Raw genomic sequence first — 18,231 nt, 5'->3', positions numbered from 1 at the left:
CATCCACGATGAGACGCTGGCGCTGCCCTGCCTTCCGTGTACGCCTCGCGCAGCGGCCGTCCCCGATCCTGCCCGGCCGGCGCCCCGGCGTACGGGTCGCACCGCCGACTGTGAACGCTAACAAGGGGGCCCGTCAAGGGTCCGCCGGATCACGGTCGGATCACATGGGCTATGAGCCGACCTCATGTGGGACGACGCGGTAGTGGGTCGTCACCCGGCCCTCGTCGTCGAGCACGTGGAAGGCGACCGCCGGCGGCAGGTCGTAGTCGAGGCAGTTCTCGAACGACGTGCCACCCTCCCACGGCAGCCGCAGCGTGGACACGACGCCCGGGGCGACCAGCAGCGGGCGGCCGGCGAAGGTGGTGGCGGCGGGCGTGTGGGCATGCCCGACCAGGACGGCCGGCACGCCGGGGTGCCGGCCGAGCAGCTCCTCCAGCGGCCCGCTCGCGTGCAGCCTGATCCCGTCCACGGGCGGGCTGTGCAGGAGCGCGGGCGGGTGGTGGAAGGCCACGAACACCGGCCGGTCCGCCCCGCCGAGCACGCCGTCCAGCCAGGCGATCGTCTCGTCGTCCAGGTGGCCCGCGTCCTCGCCGGGGATGGAGGAGTCGCACATGGCGTAGATCGCTCCGCCGGTGCGGAGGACCTGGTTGATCGGGCCGCCGCCGGGCCGGTCCTCGCCGAGCAGGACCCGGCGGAACGGCTCGCGCGCGTCGTGGTTGCCGGGGCCGGCCAGGACGGGGTGGCGCGAGCCGAGCAGCTTGCGCGCCGCCTCGTACTCCTCGTCCAGCCCGTGGTCGGCGATGTCGCCGGTGACCAGCACGGCGTCGAGGTCGTGGGGCAGCGCGTCGAGGTAGCGCATGACGGCGTCGGCGCGGCCGGCGCTCTGCGGGGTCGCGCCGAGGTGGATGTCGCTCAGATGCGCGATCACGATCATGTGCTGTGGTCCTCCCGGTCCCGGCCGTCTCCCCCACCGTAGACCGCGACGCCGGGAACCGCGCCGCCGCGGGAACGGGCGACCTCCCCCTGGCCGGCGCCTGCCAGGGGGAGGTCCCTTTACCTACCTAGGCGCACTGCTTCCGCCAGTAGGCCGAGCAGTCGCTCCTCCAGCACTTGAAGTAGGCGCAACAGATGCTGCCGCTACAGGTCGTGTGGTCGAGAATGCACCGTGCCGTGCAGGCGGCCTGCGCGTCGCCCACCGGTACGACGAAGGCGAGGATCCGGTCCGCCAAGGCTGTGATGGATGTCACCTGTCTCACCTCTCTCTGACGACCTACTCGCACAGGGTCACCGTGCGGTAGCTGCAGTTGGTCTCGTAGCACCTCATCTTGTAGCACCCGGTGTTCGGGTCGTAGCTGATCTGCACGCACCTCGGGGTGCACGCCGCGTCAGCCTTGACCGTCGGGATCAGGCGATCGATGATCTTGTCCAGCATTCGTTCTCACCTCCTTTCGCATCTCGGGGTTCACGGGGCGCGGACGTCACGGGGAGCCATCTCGTGATATCCGCGGGCTTGCAGGCGGAAGAGGCGGGCGTACGTGCCGTCCACCGCCATGAGGTCGTCGTGGCCTCCCCGCTCGGCGACGACCCCGTCCTCCAGGACGACGATCAGGTCGGCGTCGCGCACCGTGTTCAGCCGGTGCGAGATGAGCAGGCTGGTGCGGCCCGCGCGGTGCCGGCGCATCCGCGCGTGCACGTCCGCCTCGGCCTCGGGATCGAGGCCGGAGCTCGGCTCGTCGAGGATCATCAGGTCGCGGCCGTCGCGGAGGAAGGCCCTGGCCAGGGCGGTCCGCTGCCACTGGCCGCCGGAGAGCACGACGCCGGTCGAGGAGTCCTCGCGGTCCTCCTCGCTGCTGTACGTCCGGGTGAGCAGCGTGTCGTAGCCGCGGGGAAGGGCCGCCAGCAGCTCGTCCACCCCGGCCTTCCGCGCGGCGGCACGGATCCGGCCCAGGTCGTCATGGACGCGGGCGTCTCCCACGCCGATGTTGTCGCGGGCGGAGAAGTCGTAGGCCATGTGGTCCTGGAAGACGCCGCTGATCCGCTCCCGCAGCGCCTCCGGCCGGACGTCGCGCAGGTCGGTCCCGTCCCAGAGGATCGCTCCCCGGCTCGGGTCGTAGAACCGGCAGAGCAGCTTGACGAGCGTGCTCTTGCCCGCGCCGTTGAGCCCGACGAGCGCCACGGCCGCGCCGTACGGGATGACCAGGTCGACGCCGCGCAGGATCCAGGGATGGTCGTCGCTGTAGCGGAACCACACGTCGCGCAGCTCGATCCCCCGGCGCAGCGGCGGCGGAGGCGCGGCGCCGGCCGGCACGGCGAGGTCGGGCTCGGCCCTGATCACCGCCACGTAGTGGCCGAAGAGCCGCAGGTGGTGATCGGTGATCGCGATGCCGTTGACCAGGGTGTCGAGCGCGCCCTGGACGGCGACGACGGCGACGGTGAACATCGACACGTCCCCGACGGTGAGCGTGCCGGCCCTGGCCGCGGCGATGGCCCAGACGAGCCCTCCCCCGGCCACCACGGCGGACAGCAGCGCGAGCGCCCCCTCCGCCGACAGCTCCTTGCGGTCCATCCGCCGCTTGGCCTCGTGCGTCGTCGACAGCTCGGCCATGAGGCGGCCGCGCAGGAATCCGCCCAGGTTGAAGAGCCTGATCTCCTTGGCCGCCTCGATCGTGCTGAGCAGGGTGCTGTAGAACAGCTGCCGTCGCTCCGCCGGGCCGATCTCCCCCATCATGGCCGTGCGCCGGCGCGACAGCTTCAGCTGCGCGACGAGCGCCGGCACGGCGGCGCACAGCACGATCAGCGTCATGACGGGGCTGATCACCAGCACGGACCCGACGAAGCCGATCGCGGTGACGGCCGAGCGGACCAGGCCGAACCCCTCGGTGACGATGCCGTCGGCCCTGGACGTCCCCTCCTGGGCCAGGCGCAGCCGGTCGAGGAAGCGCGGCTCCTCGAAGGGCCGCAGCCCGGGAAACCGGGCCGTGGCCGCGAAGAGCCGGTCCGTCGTCGTGGCCGCCATGGCGCGGCTGATCTGGCTGCCGAGGTAGCGCGAGCAGTGCGGCAGGATCGCGGTGGCGACGCCGGTGCCGGCCAGCCCGGCGGCGAGGCCCAGCAGCTCCGCGAGCGAGGCCGTCCCGGTGAGGCCGTCGATGACCAGCTTGGTCAGCCAGGCCACCGCGACCGGTGCCGCGGCCGTGCCCAGCAGGGCGGCCGCGTACCCGATCATGGGAACGGCGGCGCCGCTCCAGCCGGTGGCCGCCGCCTCGCGCGCGGAAGCGGTCAGGCGCACCCCGTCAGCGGCCATGCCGCGGCTCCAGTTTCCTGACGGTGACGGCGCGCAGGTCGTCGGCGTGGAAGAAGCCGTGCTCGCGGGAGTCGAAGCTGGCCTCGGCGTTGTCGCCGGTCAGGACCAGCCTGCCGGCCGGGACGACGTCGTCGGCGACGACCTCGCGCACCGCCTTCGGGACCGGGTCGCCGGGCAGGGCGGCCACGCGTTTGATCAGGTACTCGCCGCCGGTCGGGCGCGGGTTCGCGACGACGGCGATCTGCCCGTTGCGCAGCGCCGCCAGGCGCGTGCGCCGGGCCAGGACCCGGTCCCCGTGGGTCAGCGCCGGGGCCATGCTGTGGCCGTGCACGCGGATCACCAGGTACGTCGCGCGCAGCCGCACGACCAGCAGGGCCAGCCCCGCGAGCCCGCCCGCGGCGGCGAGGAGCGCGCGCCTCACGGCGCCTCGACCTCGGCGGGTATGGCGAGCGCGGTCCCGGTCCGGGCCTGGCACGCGTCGATCAGGAGATGCACGGTTCGGATGTTTCACGATCCCGCTAGCCCGCCCATCGCGCGCCGCTAGCCCGGCCTGTGCCAGACCGTGCGCGGTCAGGCGCTATGGCGCGCCACGACGCCCGGCCGGAGCCGGCCCGCGCGCGGTCAGGCGCGGTAGCGCGCGACCAGCTCGGACCCGATCCTGGCCAGCTCGGCCCGTACCTCCTCCGGCTCCACGACCTCCACCGTCGAGCCCCACCCGGCCAGCTGCTCGGCGATGGTCAGCGCCATCGGCGCGGCCACCCGCAGCCTGACCCGGCCGTCGGCATCGGTCCCCACCACCTCGGTGTTGCGCCCGAAGCGGGCGCGCAGCACCGGCACGTACCGCTCGGCGACGAGCACGGTCGCGGAGACGAACGAGCGGCGCCGCTCCATCTCCTCGACGACCTCGCCCCACGCCCGCGACAGCTCGAACCCCTCCGGCCGCTCGAACGGCACCTCGGTCACGGCGGCCTCGGCGATCCGGTCGACCCTGAACGTGCGCTGCCCCCGGTCGGTCCCGGCCACGAGGTACCAGACGTCGTCCTTGTCCACCAGGCCCCAGGGATCGACGAGGCGGCGGGTGCGCTCGCGGGAGCGGCCCTCGTACACGAGGCTGACCTTGCGGCGCCGTACGGTGGCGCGCTGGAGCACGGACACCAGCTCGGGACGGTCGCGGTCGTGCTCGCCCCAGCCCGCGGGATCGACCACCACGGCGCCGGCGGCCGCCTCGGCGTCGGCCCTGAACGTCGAGGGCAGCGCCCGCAGCAGCTTGCGCAGCGCCGACTTGACCTCGGGCGCGGCGGCGGCCGGCCCGGCCAGCAGGAACAGGGCCTGGGCCTCGTTCGCGGTGAGCCCGCTGAGGTCGGTCCTGGCGCCGCCGAGCAGCGACCAGCCGCCCCCGCGCCCGGCCTGCGGGTAGACGGGGACGCCCGCCGCGGACAGCGCTTCGAGGTCGCGGCGCGCGGTGGCCACGGACACCTCCAGCTCCGCGGCCAGCTCGGCCGCGGTCACCCGGCCGCGGGCCTGCATGAGCAGCAGCGCGGCCACCAGACGGTCGGCTCGCATGACGCGACATTCTGCCGGGAAAAGTGCTCATAAGGTGAGCACTTCAATCGGAAGAATCGGAGGAGTCATCGGGAAAGAGAGGACCAGACCCATGCTCCGCGGATTCGCCACCATCAGCTTCTACGCGGCCGACCTCGACGCGGCCAGGGCGTGGTACACCGAACTGCTCGGGTTCGAGCCGTACTTCCAGGTGCCCGGCTACATCGAGTTCCGGGTCGGGGACCGTCAGGGCGAGCTGGGCGTGATCGACAGCCGCTACGCGCCAGAGGGGGCGACGGAACGGCCGGGGGGCGCCGTCATGTACTGGCACGTGGACGACGTGAAGGCCGCGCTGGGGCGGCTGCTGGAGCTGGGCGCCCAGGAGTATCAGCCGATCACCGAGCGCGGCGAGGGATTCGTCACGGCTTCCGTGATCGACCCGTTCGGCAACGTGCTGGGCGTCATGTACAACCCGCACTACCTTGCTACGTTGTGAGTGGAGCCATGGGGATTCGGGCCCCAGATCTTCTCCATGCCATCGACGCAGTCGCGCTCTGAATTACGGTGGAGCTATGGGGGTTCGGACCTCAGGCCTTCTCCATGCCATCGACGCAGTCGCGCTCTGAACTACGGTGGAGCTATGGGGATTCGAACCCCAGACCTCCTCCATGCCATGGAGGCGCGCTACCAACTGCGCCATAGCCCCTTGCGATCACCAAGTGTATCGGAGATCCGGAGCCGTTGTGTCACACCGCCGCCCGTCTGGTACGTCTATGGAGTCATGCCGCACTTTGAGGAGCACCGCAGTCTGCTGACCGGTGTCGCGTACCGGATCCTGGGCAGCGTCGCCGACGCCGAGGACGTCGTCCAGGAGGCGTGGCTGCGCTGGTCACGGGTGGACGAGGCGGAAGTGGAGGACCCCCGGGCCTACCTGGTCAGGGTGACCTCGCGGCTGGCCATCGACCGGCTGCGGTGGGCGAAGTCGCGGCGGGAGTCGTACGTGGGGCCGTGGCTGCCCGAGCCGATCGGCACCGAGCCCGACGTGGCGGAGCACGCCGAGCTGGCCGAGTCGGTGGAGCTGGCGCTGCTGCTGGTGCTGGAGACGCTGTCGCCGCTGGAGCGGGCGGTGTTCGTGCTGCGGGAGGCGTTCGACCTGCCGTTCGCCGAGATCGCGGAGATCATCGGGCGGACGGAGCCGGCGACCAGGCAGCTCGCGCGCCGCGCGCGGGACCACGTGCGGGAGCGGCGGCCGCGGTTCGACGTGGACGGCGAGGAGCGCAGGCGGATCACCGAGCGGTTCATCACCGCCTCCGCCGAGGGCGATCTCGACGGCCTGATCGAGTTGTTCGCGAGCGGGGTCACGATGGTCAGCGACGGCGGCGGCAAGGCCAGGGCCGCGCTGCGGGCCATCACCGGCGCCCGCAACGTCGGCCGGTGGCTCATGTCGATCAACACTCCCGCCAACCTCGCGGCCTTCATGGCCTCGATCGGCCTGGCGGACGTCTCCGGCCTGTCGTTCGGGGTGGCGACACTGAACAACGCCCCGGCGATGGTCGTCTCCGTGGAGGGACGGGTGATCACGGTGATCTCGCTGCTGATCGTGGACGGCGAGATCGACACGATCTACCTCATCGCGAACCCGGACAAGGTCGCTCACCTGAAGCCCGCCTGAGGGCCTCAGGTCACTCCGCGCCGCAGGTCGTGCGCATGGTGAGGGCCGCCTCGTCGAGCGAGAGCGCGATCTCGACCCCGCCGAGCTCGGCCGTGCTCGTGACGTGGGTGCCGCCGCAGGCCATGGAGGCCGCGCCCTCGGGCAGCGAGCAGTTCCACGTGCGGCGGTCCGTCAGCCTCGGCCCCGGGACGTCCACGTGGACCGGCGCGCCGGCGGCCACCCACGCCGCCAGCTGCTCGCCCGCCTGCCGCGCGACCTCGGCGACGTCCATCCCCTCGGCCGAGAAGCCCTTCTTGCGCAGCGACTTGCCCAGGCGGTAGACGTCCACGCTCCCGTACGGGCCGATCCGCGACGAGACGATGGCCGCCTGGTCGAAGTCGGGGTGGCCGAGCGGGTCGAGCGCCGGCTCCTTGCGCCAGCGGCCGGCCAGCGCGGCGTTCAGCGCGAGGGCGGCCAGGTGGCAGGCGGTGTGACCGGCCGAGAGCGCCGCCCGGAAGGCGGCGTCCACCTCCAGCGCCACCTCCTCCCCCACGGGCAGCGGCTCCTCGGTGACGTGGACGACCAGCCACTCCCAGTCCTCGGCGCCGCGCCGCACGGGGACGGCCTCCCCCACGAAAACCTCGCCGGTGCTCGACTGGGCCCCTGTCACGCAGTCGACGACCGGCAGGCCCGCGATCGTCCCGCGGTCAGCGGGCTGGTCGGGCCAGGTGTGGTCGAGGGGGTGGAACGGCGTCTCGGCGACGACGAGGCCGTGCCGGTCCCCCACCGGCACGACCCCGACGATCTCGGACCGGCCGCTGGTCAGGCCGCCGGGGAAGGTGACATGGGTGCTTCTCACCCGGTCATCCTCGCAGGCTCGTCCTCCAGGTAGCGGTCGCGGCCGGCGTACAGGCCGGTGAGGAGCTGGGCGAGCAGCACCGCGAACAGCAGCGCGTACGGCACCGTCCATCCGCCCGTCACGTCGCGCAGCACGCCCACGAGGATCGGGCCTGCGCCGGAGATGAGGTATCCGGCGCTCTGCCCGAACGCCGACAGCCCGGCCGTGGCCTCCGGCGTACGGGTGCGCAGGGCCAGCATCATCAGAGCCAGCGGGAACGAGCCCATGCCGACGGCCACCAGCACCACCCAGACCAGCGCCAGGTCGACCGGCCCCAGCCACAGCCCGAGGAACCCGGCCGCGTAGAACACCACCAGCCCGACGACCACGGGACGCTGGTCGCGGAAGCGGGAGGCGACCACGGGCACGAGGATCGAGACGGGGATGTTCAGCGCGGTGAACGCGCCGAGCACCGCGCCGGCCTGCGAGGTGGTGAAGCCGCCGTCGGTCAGGATCGTGGCGAGCCAGCCGAACATGACGTACGCGATCAGCGACTGGGTGCCGAAGTAGATCGCGACCATCCACGCCAGCCTGCTCCTGAGGAGGCGGCGGATGCCCGCGTCCCGGCCGCCCGTCTCCCGCTCCGGCTCACTGCGCAACAGCGCAAGCCACGGAATGGCGGCGACGGCGGCCAGGGCCGCCCACACGCCGAGCGCGATGTGCCAGTCGCCTGACGCGCGCTCGATGGGCACGGTCGCGGCGGCGGCCAGCATGGTGCCGGCCGCCAGGGCCGTGGTGTAGACGGTGGTCATGATCCCGGTACGGGCCGGGAAGTGGCGCTTGATCAGCGTGGGGATGAGCACGTTGCCCACCGCGCCGCCGGAGAGCGCGACCGCGCTGCTCACCAGGAACACCGCGGCCGAGCCGACCACCGACCTGACCAGCATTCCCGCGCCCAGGACGACCAGGGCGAGCAGGAGCAGCCGGTGCTCCCCGACGCGCCTGGCCATGGTGGGCGTGATCGCGCCCACGGTGGCGAAGGCCAGCACGGGCAGCGTGGTGAGCAGGCCGGTCGACACGCTCGACATCCCGAGCGCGCCGGCCAGCTGGTCGAGCAGCGGGCCGACGCTGGTGACGGCGGTGCGCAGGTTGAGCGCGGCCAGGACGATTCCCAGCACGAGGAGCCACGCAAGGGGTCCGGTGGTGCTGCGGCGGGCCTCATGGGCGAGCACGCTCATGCGGGGAAGGTCCTCCATTCATCAAGTCATAGGACGAATCATCCTAACAGCGGGCAAACCAGCCTTTATTCCTTCTTGCTGGGATACCTCCCGCGTCGTATCCGGGCCGCCTCCCCAGGGACGATTCCGCGGCCGCCGCCGGGATGCGAGCGTGGGACGCATGGACGCACTCCGCACGGCACTGGGCTGGCTGTCCCTGCTCTACGCGCTGACCTTCCTGCTTTTCGGGCTGCTGCACGCCGGGATCGGGTTCGGCTCGGTGCGCCAGCCCGTGATCGTGCCGGCCGCGATGGTCGAGACGCTGTGCGCGGGTGCCGTGGCCGTCGGCGCGTACGGCGTGCTGGCCAGGCGCTCCTGGGCCTGGGACGGGCTCGTCTACGGCCACGCGGCGGCGCTGGCCGGCGTGCTGCTGGGGATCGTGGCGCTGGCGGCCGGGGCGGGCGCGGCGGACGCGCTGCTCGGCTGGTATCACAGCGTGATGGCGGTCGTGCTGGCCGCCGGTCTGGGGGCCTCCTTCTACGCCTCCAGGGCCCGCGCGTAGCCGGGGCGGGCGGCCGGCCTATGCCTCCAGGGCGCTCAGGTAGGCGGCGGCCTCCTCGATGTGATCCTCGTCGAAGACCCGGATGCCGTTCCGCTCCAGCAGGGCCGTCGTGACGCCCTGGCCGGGGCCGCGCCGGCCGGTGAACGTGCCGTCGTAGACCGACAGCACGCCGCACGACGGGCTGCCCTCCTTCAGCACCGCCAGCCGGACCCCGGACGAGCGGGCCAGGGCGAGCGCCGACCGCGCGCCCGCCACGAACGCGGCCGTGACGTCCGACCCGTCGCTCGCCAGCACGCGGGCAGCGCCGGACAGGACGGCCGCGCCCCCGGCGCCGCCCTCGATCTCGGCGGCCGGGCGCGGGATGGGCAGGCCGCCCGCCACCTCCGGGCAGTGCGGCACCAGCCGGCCCTCCTCGCGCCACGCGGCGAGCCGGGCGTCGGCGCTGGTCCTGGCCCGGCCGTCGTAGCGCACCGGGCGCCCCATCAGGCAGGCGCTGACGAGGATTCTCTCCATGCCTTCGATCCTATGAGCGCGATCGGCACCAGCGAGACGGCCGCCAGCGCGGTGGCGACGCCGAACGCGTATGTGAAGGGCCGCTCCACGCCGGCCCTGGTGAACACCTGGAGCAGCACGGCCAGCACCGCCACGCCGAACGGCGCGGCCAGCCGTACCGCGATGGTGCTCAGCGTGGTCGCGGCGGGGATGGCCGCCGGGTCGAGCGTCCTGAACGCGGCGGCCATCAGCGACGCCGACACCAGCCCGTGGCCGAGCCCGAGCACGAGCATGGGCACGGGTCCCCCGAACGCGGCGAAGGCGGCGACGCCCGCGACCGCCACGACCACGCCCGCCGCGCCGACCCCGCGCGGCCCCCTGGCGTCGGTCAGCTTGCCCGCGAGCGGCATCGTGATCGCCGCGCCGATCCCCATGGGCGCCATCAGCAGGCCGGCGTCCACCACGTTCCCGCCCTGGGCGAGCTGGCTGTAGAGGGGGACGAGCAGGGTGACGCCGGACATCGCGGCCGAGTAGCACACGAGCGCGGTCACCGCCGAGGCGAACGTCCTGTCGCCGAACAGCCGCAGGTCCAGCAGCGTCCCCGTCGTCCGCAGGGCCCGTACGGCGAACGCGGCCACCAGCGCCACGCCGATCCACAGCGCGGGATGCAGCGGCGAGGCGCCGTTGCCGATCTCGGACAGCCCGTAGACCAGCGCCGCCAGGCCCGGCGACAGGACGGCCAGGCCGGCCGCGTCGAGCCGCTGCGGGCGCGCCCCGGGCTCGCGCGGCAGCACGACGAACGCCGCCGCCAGCGCCACCGCGCACACCGGCACGTTGATCAGGAAGAGCCAGCGCCAGCCGAGCCCCTCCACGATCAGGCCGCCGACCGGCGGCCCGAGCACGGGCACCAGCATGGCGGGGACGGAGATCGCGGCCATCGCGCGGCCCATCCGCTCCTTTCCCGCCGCCTGGGCCAGCATCATCTGGCCGACCGGCAGCAGCAGCCCGCCGCCGAGGCCCTGGACGGCGCGGAAGGCCACCAGGCTGCCGACCGACCAGGCGGCGGCGCTGAGCGCGGAGCCCCCGGCGAACAGGACGAGCGAGACCAGCCAGACGTTCCTCGCGCCGAACCGGCCCACCGCCCAGCCGGTGACGGGGACCGTCATCGACAGGGCCAGCAGGTAGCCGGTGACCGCCCACTGCATGGTCGCGAGCGTCGTGCCGAAGCCGCGGGCGAGGCTGCCGAGAGCGACGTTGACGATCGTGGTGTCGAGCATGGTCATGGCGAAGCCGAGGAGGACGACCAGGCCCATGGCCCAGAGTGAGGTTCGTACGCCGTATCGCATGTCGTACACCGTAGCAGTTTCGTACGGCGTATAAAATCGGACGGTGAGCTCGATCTGGTCGCGTCCCTCCCCGCCCCGCCGCCCGGTCCTGACCAGGGAGGCGATCGTGGCCGCCGGCATCGCCGTGGCCGACGCCGAGGGGCTGGCCGCCGTCTCCATCCGGCGCGTGGCCGCCGAGCTGGGCGCGCGGGCGATGACGCTCTACTCGTACATCGAGCGCAAGGAGGACCTGCTCGCGCTGATGCTCGACGAGATCAGCGCCGAGGTGCTCGTCGAGGAGCCGCTGCCGGAGTCGTGGCGGGAGGCGCTGCTGCTGATGGCGCGGCGCGAGCGCGAGGTGGTGCTGCGCCATCCGTGGCGGGTGGAGCTGATCTCGCAGCGGGTCGCGGTCGGGCCCAACGGGCTGCGGCACGTCGACCAGAAGCTGTCCGTCCTCGACGGGCTCGGGCTCGACCGGCTGGAGTGCTGGCGGATCCTGGCCGCGTTCACCGACTACATGACCGGGTTCGTGGTGCGGGAGTCGCTGGAGCGGGGGGCGCCGAGGTCCGAGGGCATCAACGACGCGGAGCGGGCCGCCGTGGCCGAGCCGTACATCAAGGACCTGGTCGAGCGCGGCGAGCTGCGGCGGCTGGCGCCCATGATCGAGGAGGGGGTGCGCGGGGCCGACGACAACTTCGAGCGCGGCCTCACCTGGCTCCTCGACGGCATCGAGCGCACGATCGGCGAGAGATAGCCCGCGGCGGCGGGACCGGCGCCCCCTGGGGATAGCCTTGGCCCCGATGAACACCGTCATCTCCACGATCGTCATCGCCGTCTCGCTGGTGCTCATGCTCGCCAGCCTGATCGTCGCGATCCGCAACCGGCCGATGGGCATGGTGCTGCTCGTCGGGTTCGCCGTGCTCGAGGTGGCCGTGCTGGTGCAGGCCGGCTTCGTGATCGCGGCGGTGGCCGGGGGCGAGGGGCCGGACGAGAAGGCCACCCTGTTCGGCTACATCGGCGGCCAGGTGGTGATCCCGCCCGCCGGGGTGTTCCTCGCGCTGGCCGAGCGGAGCCGGTGGGGATCGGCGATCCTGGGCGTGGCCGGGTTCGCGATCGCGGTGATGACGGGGCGGCTGCTGCAGATCTGGCAGGGGGTCGCGTGACCACCCCCCTCGGCACCGGGCCGGGCCGCGCGCTGATCGCGGTCTACGCGCTGTTCTCGCTGGCCGCCGGGTCGCGGGCGGCCGTGCAGATCGCGACCAGGTTCGGCGAGGCTCCCCTGGCGTACGCGCTGTCGGCCTTCGCGGCCGCCGTCTACATCGTGCTCACCGTCGCGCTCTGGCGCGGCGCCCGCGCGCTCGCGCTGGTTGGGCTCGGCATCGAACTCGCGGGCGTGCTGATCGTCGGCACGCTGAGCCTGCTCGACCCGGCCGCCTTCCCCGACGAGACGGTCTGGTCCGCGTACGGCAAGGGCTACCTCTTCATCCCGCTCGTGCTGCCTGTCGTGGGCCTTTACTGGGTCCTGCGCCGCAGGCGTTAGCCGCCGGGGCACTCGGGCAGGGGAGCCTGCCATGAGCACGATCGAACACTCAGTGGACGTAGAGGTCCCCATCAGGGTGGCCTACAACCAGTGGACGCAGTTCGAGAGCTTCCCCGAATTCATGGAGGGCGTGGAGTCGGTCAAGCAGATCGGCGACACGCGGACGGCCTGGGTGGCGGAGATCGCCGGGGTCAGGCGGGAGTTCGAGGCCGAGATCACCGAGCAGCACCCCGACGAGCGCGTCGCCTGGCGCTCCCTCGACAAGCCGCACCAGGCCGGCGTGGTGACCTTCCATCGCCTGGACGACTCGCGGACCCGGGTCACGCTGCAGATGGAGTACGACCCGGAGGGCTTCCTGGAGACCGCCGGCGACTGGCTGCAGGTGGTCCGGCTGCGGGTGGTCAACGACATCGAGCGCTTCAAGTGGTTCATCGAGTCGCGGGGCAGCGAGACGGGCGGCTGGCGCGGCGACGTGCCCGGGCCGCACCAGCGCGGGTCGACGTACGACGACGGCGCCCAGCCGGCGCCGCCCGGCCCGGGAGGGCGCGACGACCGCGTGCCGCCCGGCACCGTGGGCGGCGAGGACCGGACGCCCGGCACCACCCTCCCGCCGCCCGGCCCGGTCCCGCCCGGCCGCGTCCCGCCCCAATCACCCGGAACGCCCGGAACGCCCGGCGGCGGACCCCCGGAGGGCCCTCGGCCGATGCTGTGACCCCCGCCCCTACGGCAGTCCCGGCGGCCGGGGCGTCCGGCCTCCGCATGCGCAGAAGGATGTAGGCCGGTTCAGCCCGCCGGAGGAGGCGGGCACCGACCTCCCACCAGCACGATCGTGAGCATGACGATCGGACTGCTCCTCACCCTCGCCGCGCTCGCGCTGGTCGACAGCACCAGCTTCGGCACCCTCGGCATTCCCGTCTACCTGCTGGTGGCCGCGCCTCGCCCCGGGCTGTCGGTCTACCTCGTCACCCTGGCCGCGTTCTACTTCCTGGTGGGGGTCGCACTCATGCTGGGGCTGTCCACGGTGATGGAGCGCTTCGGCGACGTGCTGCGCAGCGATCCCGCGTACTGGGTGCAGCTCGTGCTGGGGGTCGGGCTGTTCGCGCTCAGCTTCCGGTTCGACCCCAAGCGGCGCGCGAAGCGGGGCGGGCCGGAGCGGCGTTTCGAGCCGCGGGTGGGCGGCCCCCGCACGATGGTGCTGCTGGGGCTGAGCGCCGGAGCGCTGGAGGTGGCCACGATGGTCCCCTACCTCGCCGCGATCGGCATCATGACCTCGTCCGGGCTGGTCGCCGCGCAGTGGGTGCCGGTGCTGGCGGCGTACGTGCTCGTCATGTTCCTCCCGCCGCTGGCGCTCATCGCGCTGCGAGCCGTGGCGGGCGCCTGGCTGGAGCCGAAGCTGGAACGGCTGCGCGGGTGGCTGAGCAGGCACGCGACCTCGGCCGCCGGCTGGGCGCTGGCCATCGTGGGCTTCCTGCTCGCGAGGGACGCCGCGGCTCAGCTGTTCTTCCACTGACCGTAGGATCGAATGCCTCCGCTGGATCTTCGGGGGTAGATCGGTCATGTTGCGGGCGTTTCTGAGGACCGAGGCGGGCAGCACCGCCTTGCTGCTCGCCGCCACGGTCCTGGCTCTGGTGTGGGCCAACTCGCCGTGGGGCGCCACCTACGACGCGTTCTGGCACACCCCGACGGGCATCTCCTTCGGCGACGCCACGTTCTCGCTGGACCTGCGGCACTGGGTCAACGACGGGCTCATGACCGTCTTCTTCTTCCTCATCGGGCTCGAGGTCTCGTACGAGGTGCGCCTGGGGCAGCTGCGTGACCGGCGGCTCATCGCCGTGCCCGCGCTGGCCGCATTCGGCGGGATGCTGGTGCCCGCGGGCGTCTACCTCCTGCTCAACGCCGGCGGCCCGGGCGCGGGCGGGTGGGGCGTACCGATCGCCACCGACACCGCGTTCGTGCTGGGCGTGCTGGCGGTCGTCGGGGCGCGCTGCCCCGATCCGCTCCGGGCGTTCCTGCTGACGCTGGCCATCGTGGACGACGTGCTGGCCATCATGATCATCGCGATCTTCTACACGTCGAGCATCGCCGTGCCCGCGCTCATCGCCGCCGCGCTGCTGCTGGCGGCCATCGTGACCCTGCGGTGGCTGAAGATCTGGCGGGCGCCCGCCTACATCGTGCTGGGGTTCGCGCTCTGGGTGGCCACCCTCGAGAGCGGCATCCACCCGACGCTGGTCGGCATCGCGCTGGGCATCCTGGTCTTCGTCTACGCGCCCACCGACCACAAGCTGCTGCTCGCCGGCGAGGCCGTGCAGGAGTTCACCAGCGAGCCGAGCGCGCAGGCCGCGAGGGAGGCCGCCCGGCGGGTCCAGCGGGCCGTCTCCGTGAACGAGCGGCTGCAGCTGCGGCTGCATCCCTGGAGCAGCTACGTGATCGTGCCGGTCTTCGCCCTGGCCAACGCGGGGGTGCCGCTCGACGGCGAGAGCCTGCGGGCCGCCCTCACCTCGCCGGTCTCCATCGGCGTGGCGCTGGGGTTGCTGCTGGGCAAGTTCGCCGGGATCTCGCTGGGCACGTGGCTGCCGCTGCGGTTCGGCTGGGGCATCCTGCCGGGGAACCTGGTGTGGGGGCAGCTGCTGGGCGGGGCGGCCGTGTCGGGGATCGGGTTCACGGTGGCGCTGTTCATCGTGGACCTGGCCTTCGACGACTCGGCCATCCACACCCAGGCGAAGATCGGCATCCTGGCGGGCTCGCTGCTCTCCGCGCTCATGGGGTGGATCATCTTCCGGCTGGCCTGGGACCGGGGCGGCGTGTGCGCGCCGCCCGAGGCCGAGCCGGACGAGGAGCTGCCCGACCGGCTCGCCGTGCCGGTCGGGCCGACGGATCACGTGCGCGGGCCGAAGGGCGCCAAGGTCACGATCGTGGAGTACGGCGACTTCGAGTGCCCGTACTGCGGGCGGCTCCAGCCGGTCCTCGAAGAGCTACGCAGAAAGAATTCCGACATTCGGGTGGTCTTCCGGCATTTCCCGATACGGACGCTGCACCCACGCGCGGCGTCCGCCGCCATCGTGTCCGAGGCGGCGGCCGACCGGGGCAGGTTCTGGGAGATGCACGACATCCTCTTCGACAACCAGCGCTTCCTCACCGACGCCGATCTGGAGCACTACGCCGCCGAGCTGGACGTCGACCCCTGGTCCGACGTGTCCGGCCACGCCGCGCGGATCTCCCTCCACGAGGAGTCCGGCCGTGACAGCGGCGTGCGCGGCACCCCCACCCTCTTCCTGAACGGCGTGCGCTACCAGGGCCCGCTCGACCTGAGGTCGATCAGCCAGGCGGTGGAAGACCTGCGAGGATCCCCGTAACGTCGTCACGTCCGGTTCCTACCCCCGATCGGAGTTCCTGGATGGTCCAGACCCTTCAGATCATCAGCTACCTGACCCTTGCCGCGATGGCCATCGTGCTGGTGGTGGGCGTCATCGTGACGGCGATGGGCAGGCGCAACCACGGCTCCGCCGCGCTGATCGGCATGGGCGGCTGCATCCTGCTCCTGCTCGGCGTGGTGTTCAACGTGCTGCGCTCGTTCCTCACAGACCCGCTGGCCGACGCGATCGGCATCGGCGCGTCCTTCACCATCCTGTCCCTGATCTCCCTGCTCTTCGAGGTGGGCGGCACGGGCTTGCTGATCTGGGGCGTGGTCGCCCGCAGGACGCCGCGCGGGCCCGCCCAGCCCTCCCAGGGCGCGCAGGCCCCCGGCTGGCAGCAGCCCCAGCCGAACTGGCAGCAGCCGCAACCACAGCCTCCCTACCAGCAGCCGCAGCAGCAGCCGTACCAGCAGCAGCCCGGCTGGCAGACGCCGCCGCCTCCGCCCCAGGGCGGCGGCCAGAGCTGACGGATGCCGGGACCGGTCCCGCCGCGAAGTGTGACAATGTCGATGTAAACCCCGCACTCCGCAGCGGTCCCTGGGGGGATCATGACGCACGAGCAGCCGGGCCGCGAAGGGCCGGACCCCCACGAGACGATCAGGCACCGCCACCCGCGCCCCGGCCCGCCACCTGGCCGGGGGCCGTCGCGGCCACCGGTCACGCGACGGCTGCCGTACACGCCGGACCTGCTTCCCGACGTGCCCCACTACGAGGCCGGGCCGTCGCGGTCCGGCTGGTGGTGGCTGGTCGTGGCCGGCTCGATCGTGCTGCTCGTCGCGGCCGTCGCGGTGGCGGCGATCCTGTGGTCCCGCGCCGTCGACGTCCCTCCTCCGCCTCCGGCCGGGACGTCGCTCACGCCCGGGTGAAGTCCATCGTCCAGTTCGTCTCCCAGGTACGCCCGTCGTCCGCCGAGAACGCCTGCTCCCAGCGGGCCGCGTCCGGGCCGGGCACCGTCCAGACGAACCGGCAGCGGACGGGCCTGCCCTCGTGGGTCTCGACACCGTGGAACTCGCCCCGGTCCCCCTCGAACGCGCCCGTCATGGGCCTGGTGTCGAGCACGCCCGTCCTGCTGTTGGCCCAGTAGATGCACCACTGCCGCGTCTCTTGGTTGTACAGGCGCACGCTCATCCCGCTGAACCCCCTGGTGGGGCAGGTGATCTCGTCGAAGCTGGCCGCCCCGTCGAAGTGCCGGGTGGCCACCGAGTAGCCGGGGAACTCGTCCCATTCGTCGCTGCCGGACAGCACCTTCACGAGCCTGCGATTGGTGACGTTCCAGTGACCGGCGAGAAAGTCGAAATCGTTCACGCGGCCGAACCTAAGGCGTGGTCACTGACAGGTAATGTCAGCGATTGTGCGTGCTTCCCGCCTGGTCTCGATCCTCCTGCTCCTCCAGACGCGCGGCCGGATGACCGCGCGGGAGCTGGCCGAGCGGCTGGAGGTCTCCGTGCGCACCATCTACCGCGACGCCGAGTCCCTGCACGCCGCCGGCATCCCCCTGTACGGCGACGCCGGTCCCAGGGGCGGCTACCAACTGCTCGACGGCTACCGCACCCGGCTCACCGGGCTGACGGCGGACGAGGCCGAGTCGCTGTTCCTCGCCGGCCTGCCGGGTCCGGCGGCGGAGCTGGGGCTGGGCGCGGTGGTGACGGCCGCGCAGCTCAAGCTGATGGCCGCGCTGCCGGTCGAGCTGCGCGACCGCGCGGAGCGCATCCAGGAGCGGTTCCACCTCGACGCGCCCACCTGGTACCGCGACCGGGAGCCGGTGCCCCACCTGGCGGCCGTGGCCGACGCCGTGTGGAACGAGCGCCGCATCCAGGTCACCTACCGCCGCTGGAAGGCGCCGCAGGAGGTGGAGCGGCTGCTGGATCCGTACGGGCTGGTCGTCAAGGCCGGGCGGTGGTATCTCGTCGCGCGGGCGGGCGACGATGTACGGACCTACCGCGTCTCGCAGATCCTCGGCCTGCGCGCACTCCCCGAGGGTTTCACCCGGCCCGGCGGCTTCGACCTCGCGGCGCACTGGCGGCGCTACCTGGCCGAGTTCGAGGCCCGGCTGCGGTGGGGCGAGGCGGTGGTGCGCCTGTCGCCGCGCGGCCTGGAGCGGCTGCCCGACCTCATGACCCCCGGCGTGGTGGCGGCCGCCGGGGAGAGCGCGGAGCCGCCGGACGAGGAGGGGTGGACGCGGGTCACGGTGCCGATCGAGTCGATCGAGCACGCGCTGGGCGAGTTCCTCAGGCTGGGGGCCGACGCCGAGGTGCTGGCCCCCGACGAGCTGCGCGAGCGCGTGGCGGCCACGGTGACGGGGCTGGCCGCCCGCTACCGTCCCGCCACGCGGGCGCCGTGAGTGGGCCGC

The 18,231-nt window shown here is 72.7% G+C and carries 22 protein-coding genes and 1 tRNA gene; 12 read left to right on the top strand and 11 right to left on the bottom strand.

The window, feature by feature from the left end; translation table 11 throughout:
- Nucleotides 1-169: 169 nt before the first annotated feature.
- The 5 genes from FH608_RS39735 to FH608_RS39720 all read right to left on the bottom strand — a co-directional run bounded on the left by FH608_RS39735 (nucleotide 170) and on the right by FH608_RS39720 (nucleotide 4,864).
- Nucleotides 170-934: a metallophosphoesterase gene (locus FH608_RS39735; RefSeq protein WP_139635588.1), complete on the bottom strand. Its 765-nt coding sequence runs from the start codon at nucleotides 932-934 to the stop codon at nucleotides 170-172.
- Between the two features lie 336 nt (nucleotides 935-1,270).
- Nucleotides 1,271-1,432 (bottom strand): hypothetical protein, encoded by a 162-nt coding sequence (locus FH608_RS51935; RefSeq protein ID WP_193318889.1) that lies wholly within the window; start codon nucleotides 1,430-1,432, stop codon nucleotides 1,271-1,273.
- A gap of 30 nt (nucleotides 1,433-1,462) precedes the next feature.
- Nucleotides 1,463-3,301: an ABC transporter ATP-binding protein gene (locus FH608_RS39730; protein WP_139635587.1), complete on the bottom strand. Its 1,839-nt coding sequence runs from the start codon at nucleotides 3,299-3,301 to the stop codon at nucleotides 1,463-1,465.
- Nucleotides 3,291-3,722 (bottom strand): S26 family signal peptidase, encoded by a 432-nt coding sequence (locus FH608_RS39725; RefSeq protein ID WP_139635586.1) that lies wholly within the window; start codon nucleotides 3,720-3,722, stop codon nucleotides 3,291-3,293. The genes FH608_RS39730 and FH608_RS39725 overlap by 11 nt, the downstream gene beginning before the upstream one ends.
- Before the next feature lie 200 nt (nucleotides 3,723-3,922).
- Nucleotides 3,923-4,864: a helix-turn-helix transcriptional regulator gene (locus tag FH608_RS39720; protein WP_139635585.1), complete on the bottom strand. Its 942-nt coding sequence runs from the start codon at nucleotides 4,862-4,864 to the stop codon at nucleotides 3,923-3,925.
- 91 nt (nucleotides 4,865-4,955) lie between these two features.
- Here FH608_RS39720 and FH608_RS39715 point away from each other — a divergent pair, with 91 nt between their 5' ends.
- Entirely contained in the window at nucleotides 4,956-5,339 is a 384-nt protein-coding gene (locus FH608_RS39715) for a VOC family protein (protein WP_139635584.1), read from the top strand.
- Nucleotides 5,340-5,476: 137 nt separating this feature from the next.
- On the opposite strand, the gene FH608_RS39710 is transcribed toward FH608_RS39715, so the two are convergent.
- A tRNA-Ala gene (locus tag FH608_RS39710) sits at nucleotides 5,477-5,549 on the bottom strand.
- 75 nt (nucleotides 5,550-5,624) lie between these two features.
- Between FH608_RS39710 and FH608_RS39705 the strand changes: the two genes are divergently transcribed.
- Nucleotides 5,625-6,515 (top strand): RNA polymerase sigma-70 factor, encoded by an 891-nt coding sequence (locus FH608_RS39705; protein WP_139635583.1) that lies wholly within the window; start codon nucleotides 5,625-5,627, stop codon nucleotides 6,513-6,515.
- A gap of 10 nt (nucleotides 6,516-6,525) precedes the next feature.
- On the opposite strand, the gene FH608_RS39700 is transcribed toward FH608_RS39705, so the two are convergent.
- Nucleotides 6,526-7,353, bottom strand: a complete 828-nt coding sequence (locus FH608_RS39700; protein WP_139635582.1) for an alanyl-tRNA editing protein — start codon at nucleotides 7,351-7,353, stop codon at nucleotides 6,526-6,528.
- Nucleotides 7,350-8,588, bottom strand: a complete 1,239-nt coding sequence (locus FH608_RS39695; RefSeq protein ID WP_226900306.1) for a CynX/NimT family MFS transporter — start codon at nucleotides 8,586-8,588, stop codon at nucleotides 7,350-7,352. Before FH608_RS39695 ends, FH608_RS39700 begins: the two co-directional genes overlap by 4 nt.
- A gap of 142 nt (nucleotides 8,589-8,730) precedes the next feature.
- Between FH608_RS39695 and FH608_RS39690 the strand changes: the two genes are divergently transcribed.
- Entirely contained in the window at nucleotides 8,731-9,111 is a 381-nt protein-coding gene (locus FH608_RS39690; RefSeq protein ID WP_139635581.1) for a hypothetical protein, read from the top strand.
- An 18-nt stretch (nucleotides 9,112-9,129) separates the two neighbouring features.
- Here FH608_RS39690 and FH608_RS39685 read toward each other — a convergent pair whose 3' ends face one another.
- Both FH608_RS39685 and FH608_RS39680 read right to left on the bottom strand, forming a co-directional pair.
- Nucleotides 9,130-9,624, bottom strand: a complete 495-nt coding sequence (locus tag FH608_RS39685; RefSeq protein WP_139635580.1) for a DUF523 domain-containing protein — start codon at nucleotides 9,622-9,624, stop codon at nucleotides 9,130-9,132.
- The gene (locus tag FH608_RS39680; RefSeq protein WP_193318888.1) at nucleotides 9,594-10,949 is read right to left on the bottom strand and encodes a DHA2 family efflux MFS transporter permease subunit; all 1,356 of its coding nucleotides are present in this window, start codon (nucleotides 10,947-10,949) and stop codon (nucleotides 9,594-9,596) included. The genes FH608_RS39685 and FH608_RS39680 overlap by 31 nt, the downstream gene beginning before the upstream one ends.
- 43 nt (nucleotides 10,950-10,992) lie before the next feature.
- Here FH608_RS39680 and FH608_RS39675 point away from each other — a divergent pair, with 43 nt between their 5' ends.
- The 8 genes from FH608_RS39675 to FH608_RS39640 all read left to right on the top strand — a co-directional run bounded on the left by FH608_RS39675 (nucleotide 10,993) and on the right by FH608_RS39640 (nucleotide 16,747).
- Nucleotides 10,993-11,682: a TetR/AcrR family transcriptional regulator gene (locus tag FH608_RS39675; protein ID WP_139635578.1), complete on the top strand. Its 690-nt coding sequence runs from the start codon at nucleotides 10,993-10,995 to the stop codon at nucleotides 11,680-11,682.
- Between the two features lie 46 nt (nucleotides 11,683-11,728).
- Nucleotides 11,729-12,091, top strand: a complete 363-nt coding sequence (locus FH608_RS39670; RefSeq protein WP_139635577.1) for a hypothetical protein — start codon at nucleotides 11,729-11,731, stop codon at nucleotides 12,089-12,091.
- Nucleotides 12,088-12,468, top strand: coding sequence for a hypothetical protein (locus FH608_RS39665; protein WP_139635576.1), 381 nt, complete (start codon nucleotides 12,088-12,090; stop codon nucleotides 12,466-12,468). The genes FH608_RS39670 and FH608_RS39665 overlap by 4 nt, the downstream gene beginning before the upstream one ends.
- A gap of 31 nt (nucleotides 12,469-12,499) precedes the next feature.
- Nucleotides 12,500-13,180: an SRPBCC family protein gene (locus FH608_RS39660; RefSeq protein WP_139635575.1), complete on the top strand. Its 681-nt coding sequence runs from the start codon at nucleotides 12,500-12,502 to the stop codon at nucleotides 13,178-13,180.
- A 123-nt stretch (nucleotides 13,181-13,303) separates the two neighbouring features.
- On the top strand, nucleotides 13,304-13,978 hold the full coding sequence (locus FH608_RS39655) for a GAP family protein (protein WP_139635574.1): 675 nt from the start codon (nucleotides 13,304-13,306) through the stop codon (nucleotides 13,976-13,978).
- A 46-nt stretch (nucleotides 13,979-14,024) separates the two neighbouring features.
- A complete protein-coding gene (gene nhaA, locus FH608_RS39650; protein ID WP_139635573.1) occupies nucleotides 14,025-15,821 on the top strand; it encodes a Na+/H+ antiporter NhaA in 1,797 nt (598 codons plus the stop codon).
- Between the two features lie 41 nt (nucleotides 15,822-15,862).
- Nucleotides 15,863-16,348 (top strand): hypothetical protein, encoded by a 486-nt coding sequence (locus tag FH608_RS51930; protein ID WP_193318887.1) that lies wholly within the window; start codon nucleotides 15,863-15,865, stop codon nucleotides 16,346-16,348.
- Between the two features lie 81 nt (nucleotides 16,349-16,429).
- Entirely contained in the window at nucleotides 16,430-16,747 is a 318-nt protein-coding gene (locus FH608_RS39640; protein WP_139635572.1) for a hypothetical protein, read from the top strand.
- Here the strand turns inward: FH608_RS39640 and FH608_RS39635 are convergent.
- Nucleotides 16,734-17,186, bottom strand: coding sequence for a hypothetical protein (locus tag FH608_RS39635; protein ID WP_139635571.1), 453 nt, complete (start codon nucleotides 17,184-17,186; stop codon nucleotides 16,734-16,736). The two genes, FH608_RS39640 and FH608_RS39635, sit on opposite strands and share 14 nt — an antisense overlap.
- A gap of 46 nt (nucleotides 17,187-17,232) precedes the next feature.
- Between FH608_RS39635 and FH608_RS39630 the strand changes: the two genes are divergently transcribed.
- Nucleotides 17,233-18,222 carry a helix-turn-helix transcriptional regulator gene (locus FH608_RS39630; RefSeq protein WP_139635570.1) on the top strand — a complete coding sequence of 330 codons (990 nt, stop codon included), beginning with the start codon at nucleotides 17,233-17,235 and terminating at the stop codon, nucleotides 18,220-18,222.
- Nucleotides 18,223-18,231 lie beyond the last annotated feature (9 nt).

This window comes from Nonomuraea phyllanthi (assembly GCF_006334985.2).
In the GTDB taxonomy this organism is placed as follows: domain Bacteria; phylum Actinomycetota; class Actinomycetes; order Streptosporangiales; family Streptosporangiaceae; genus Nonomuraea; species Nonomuraea phyllanthi.
This window is presented reverse-complemented; position numbering and strand designations above follow the sequence as displayed.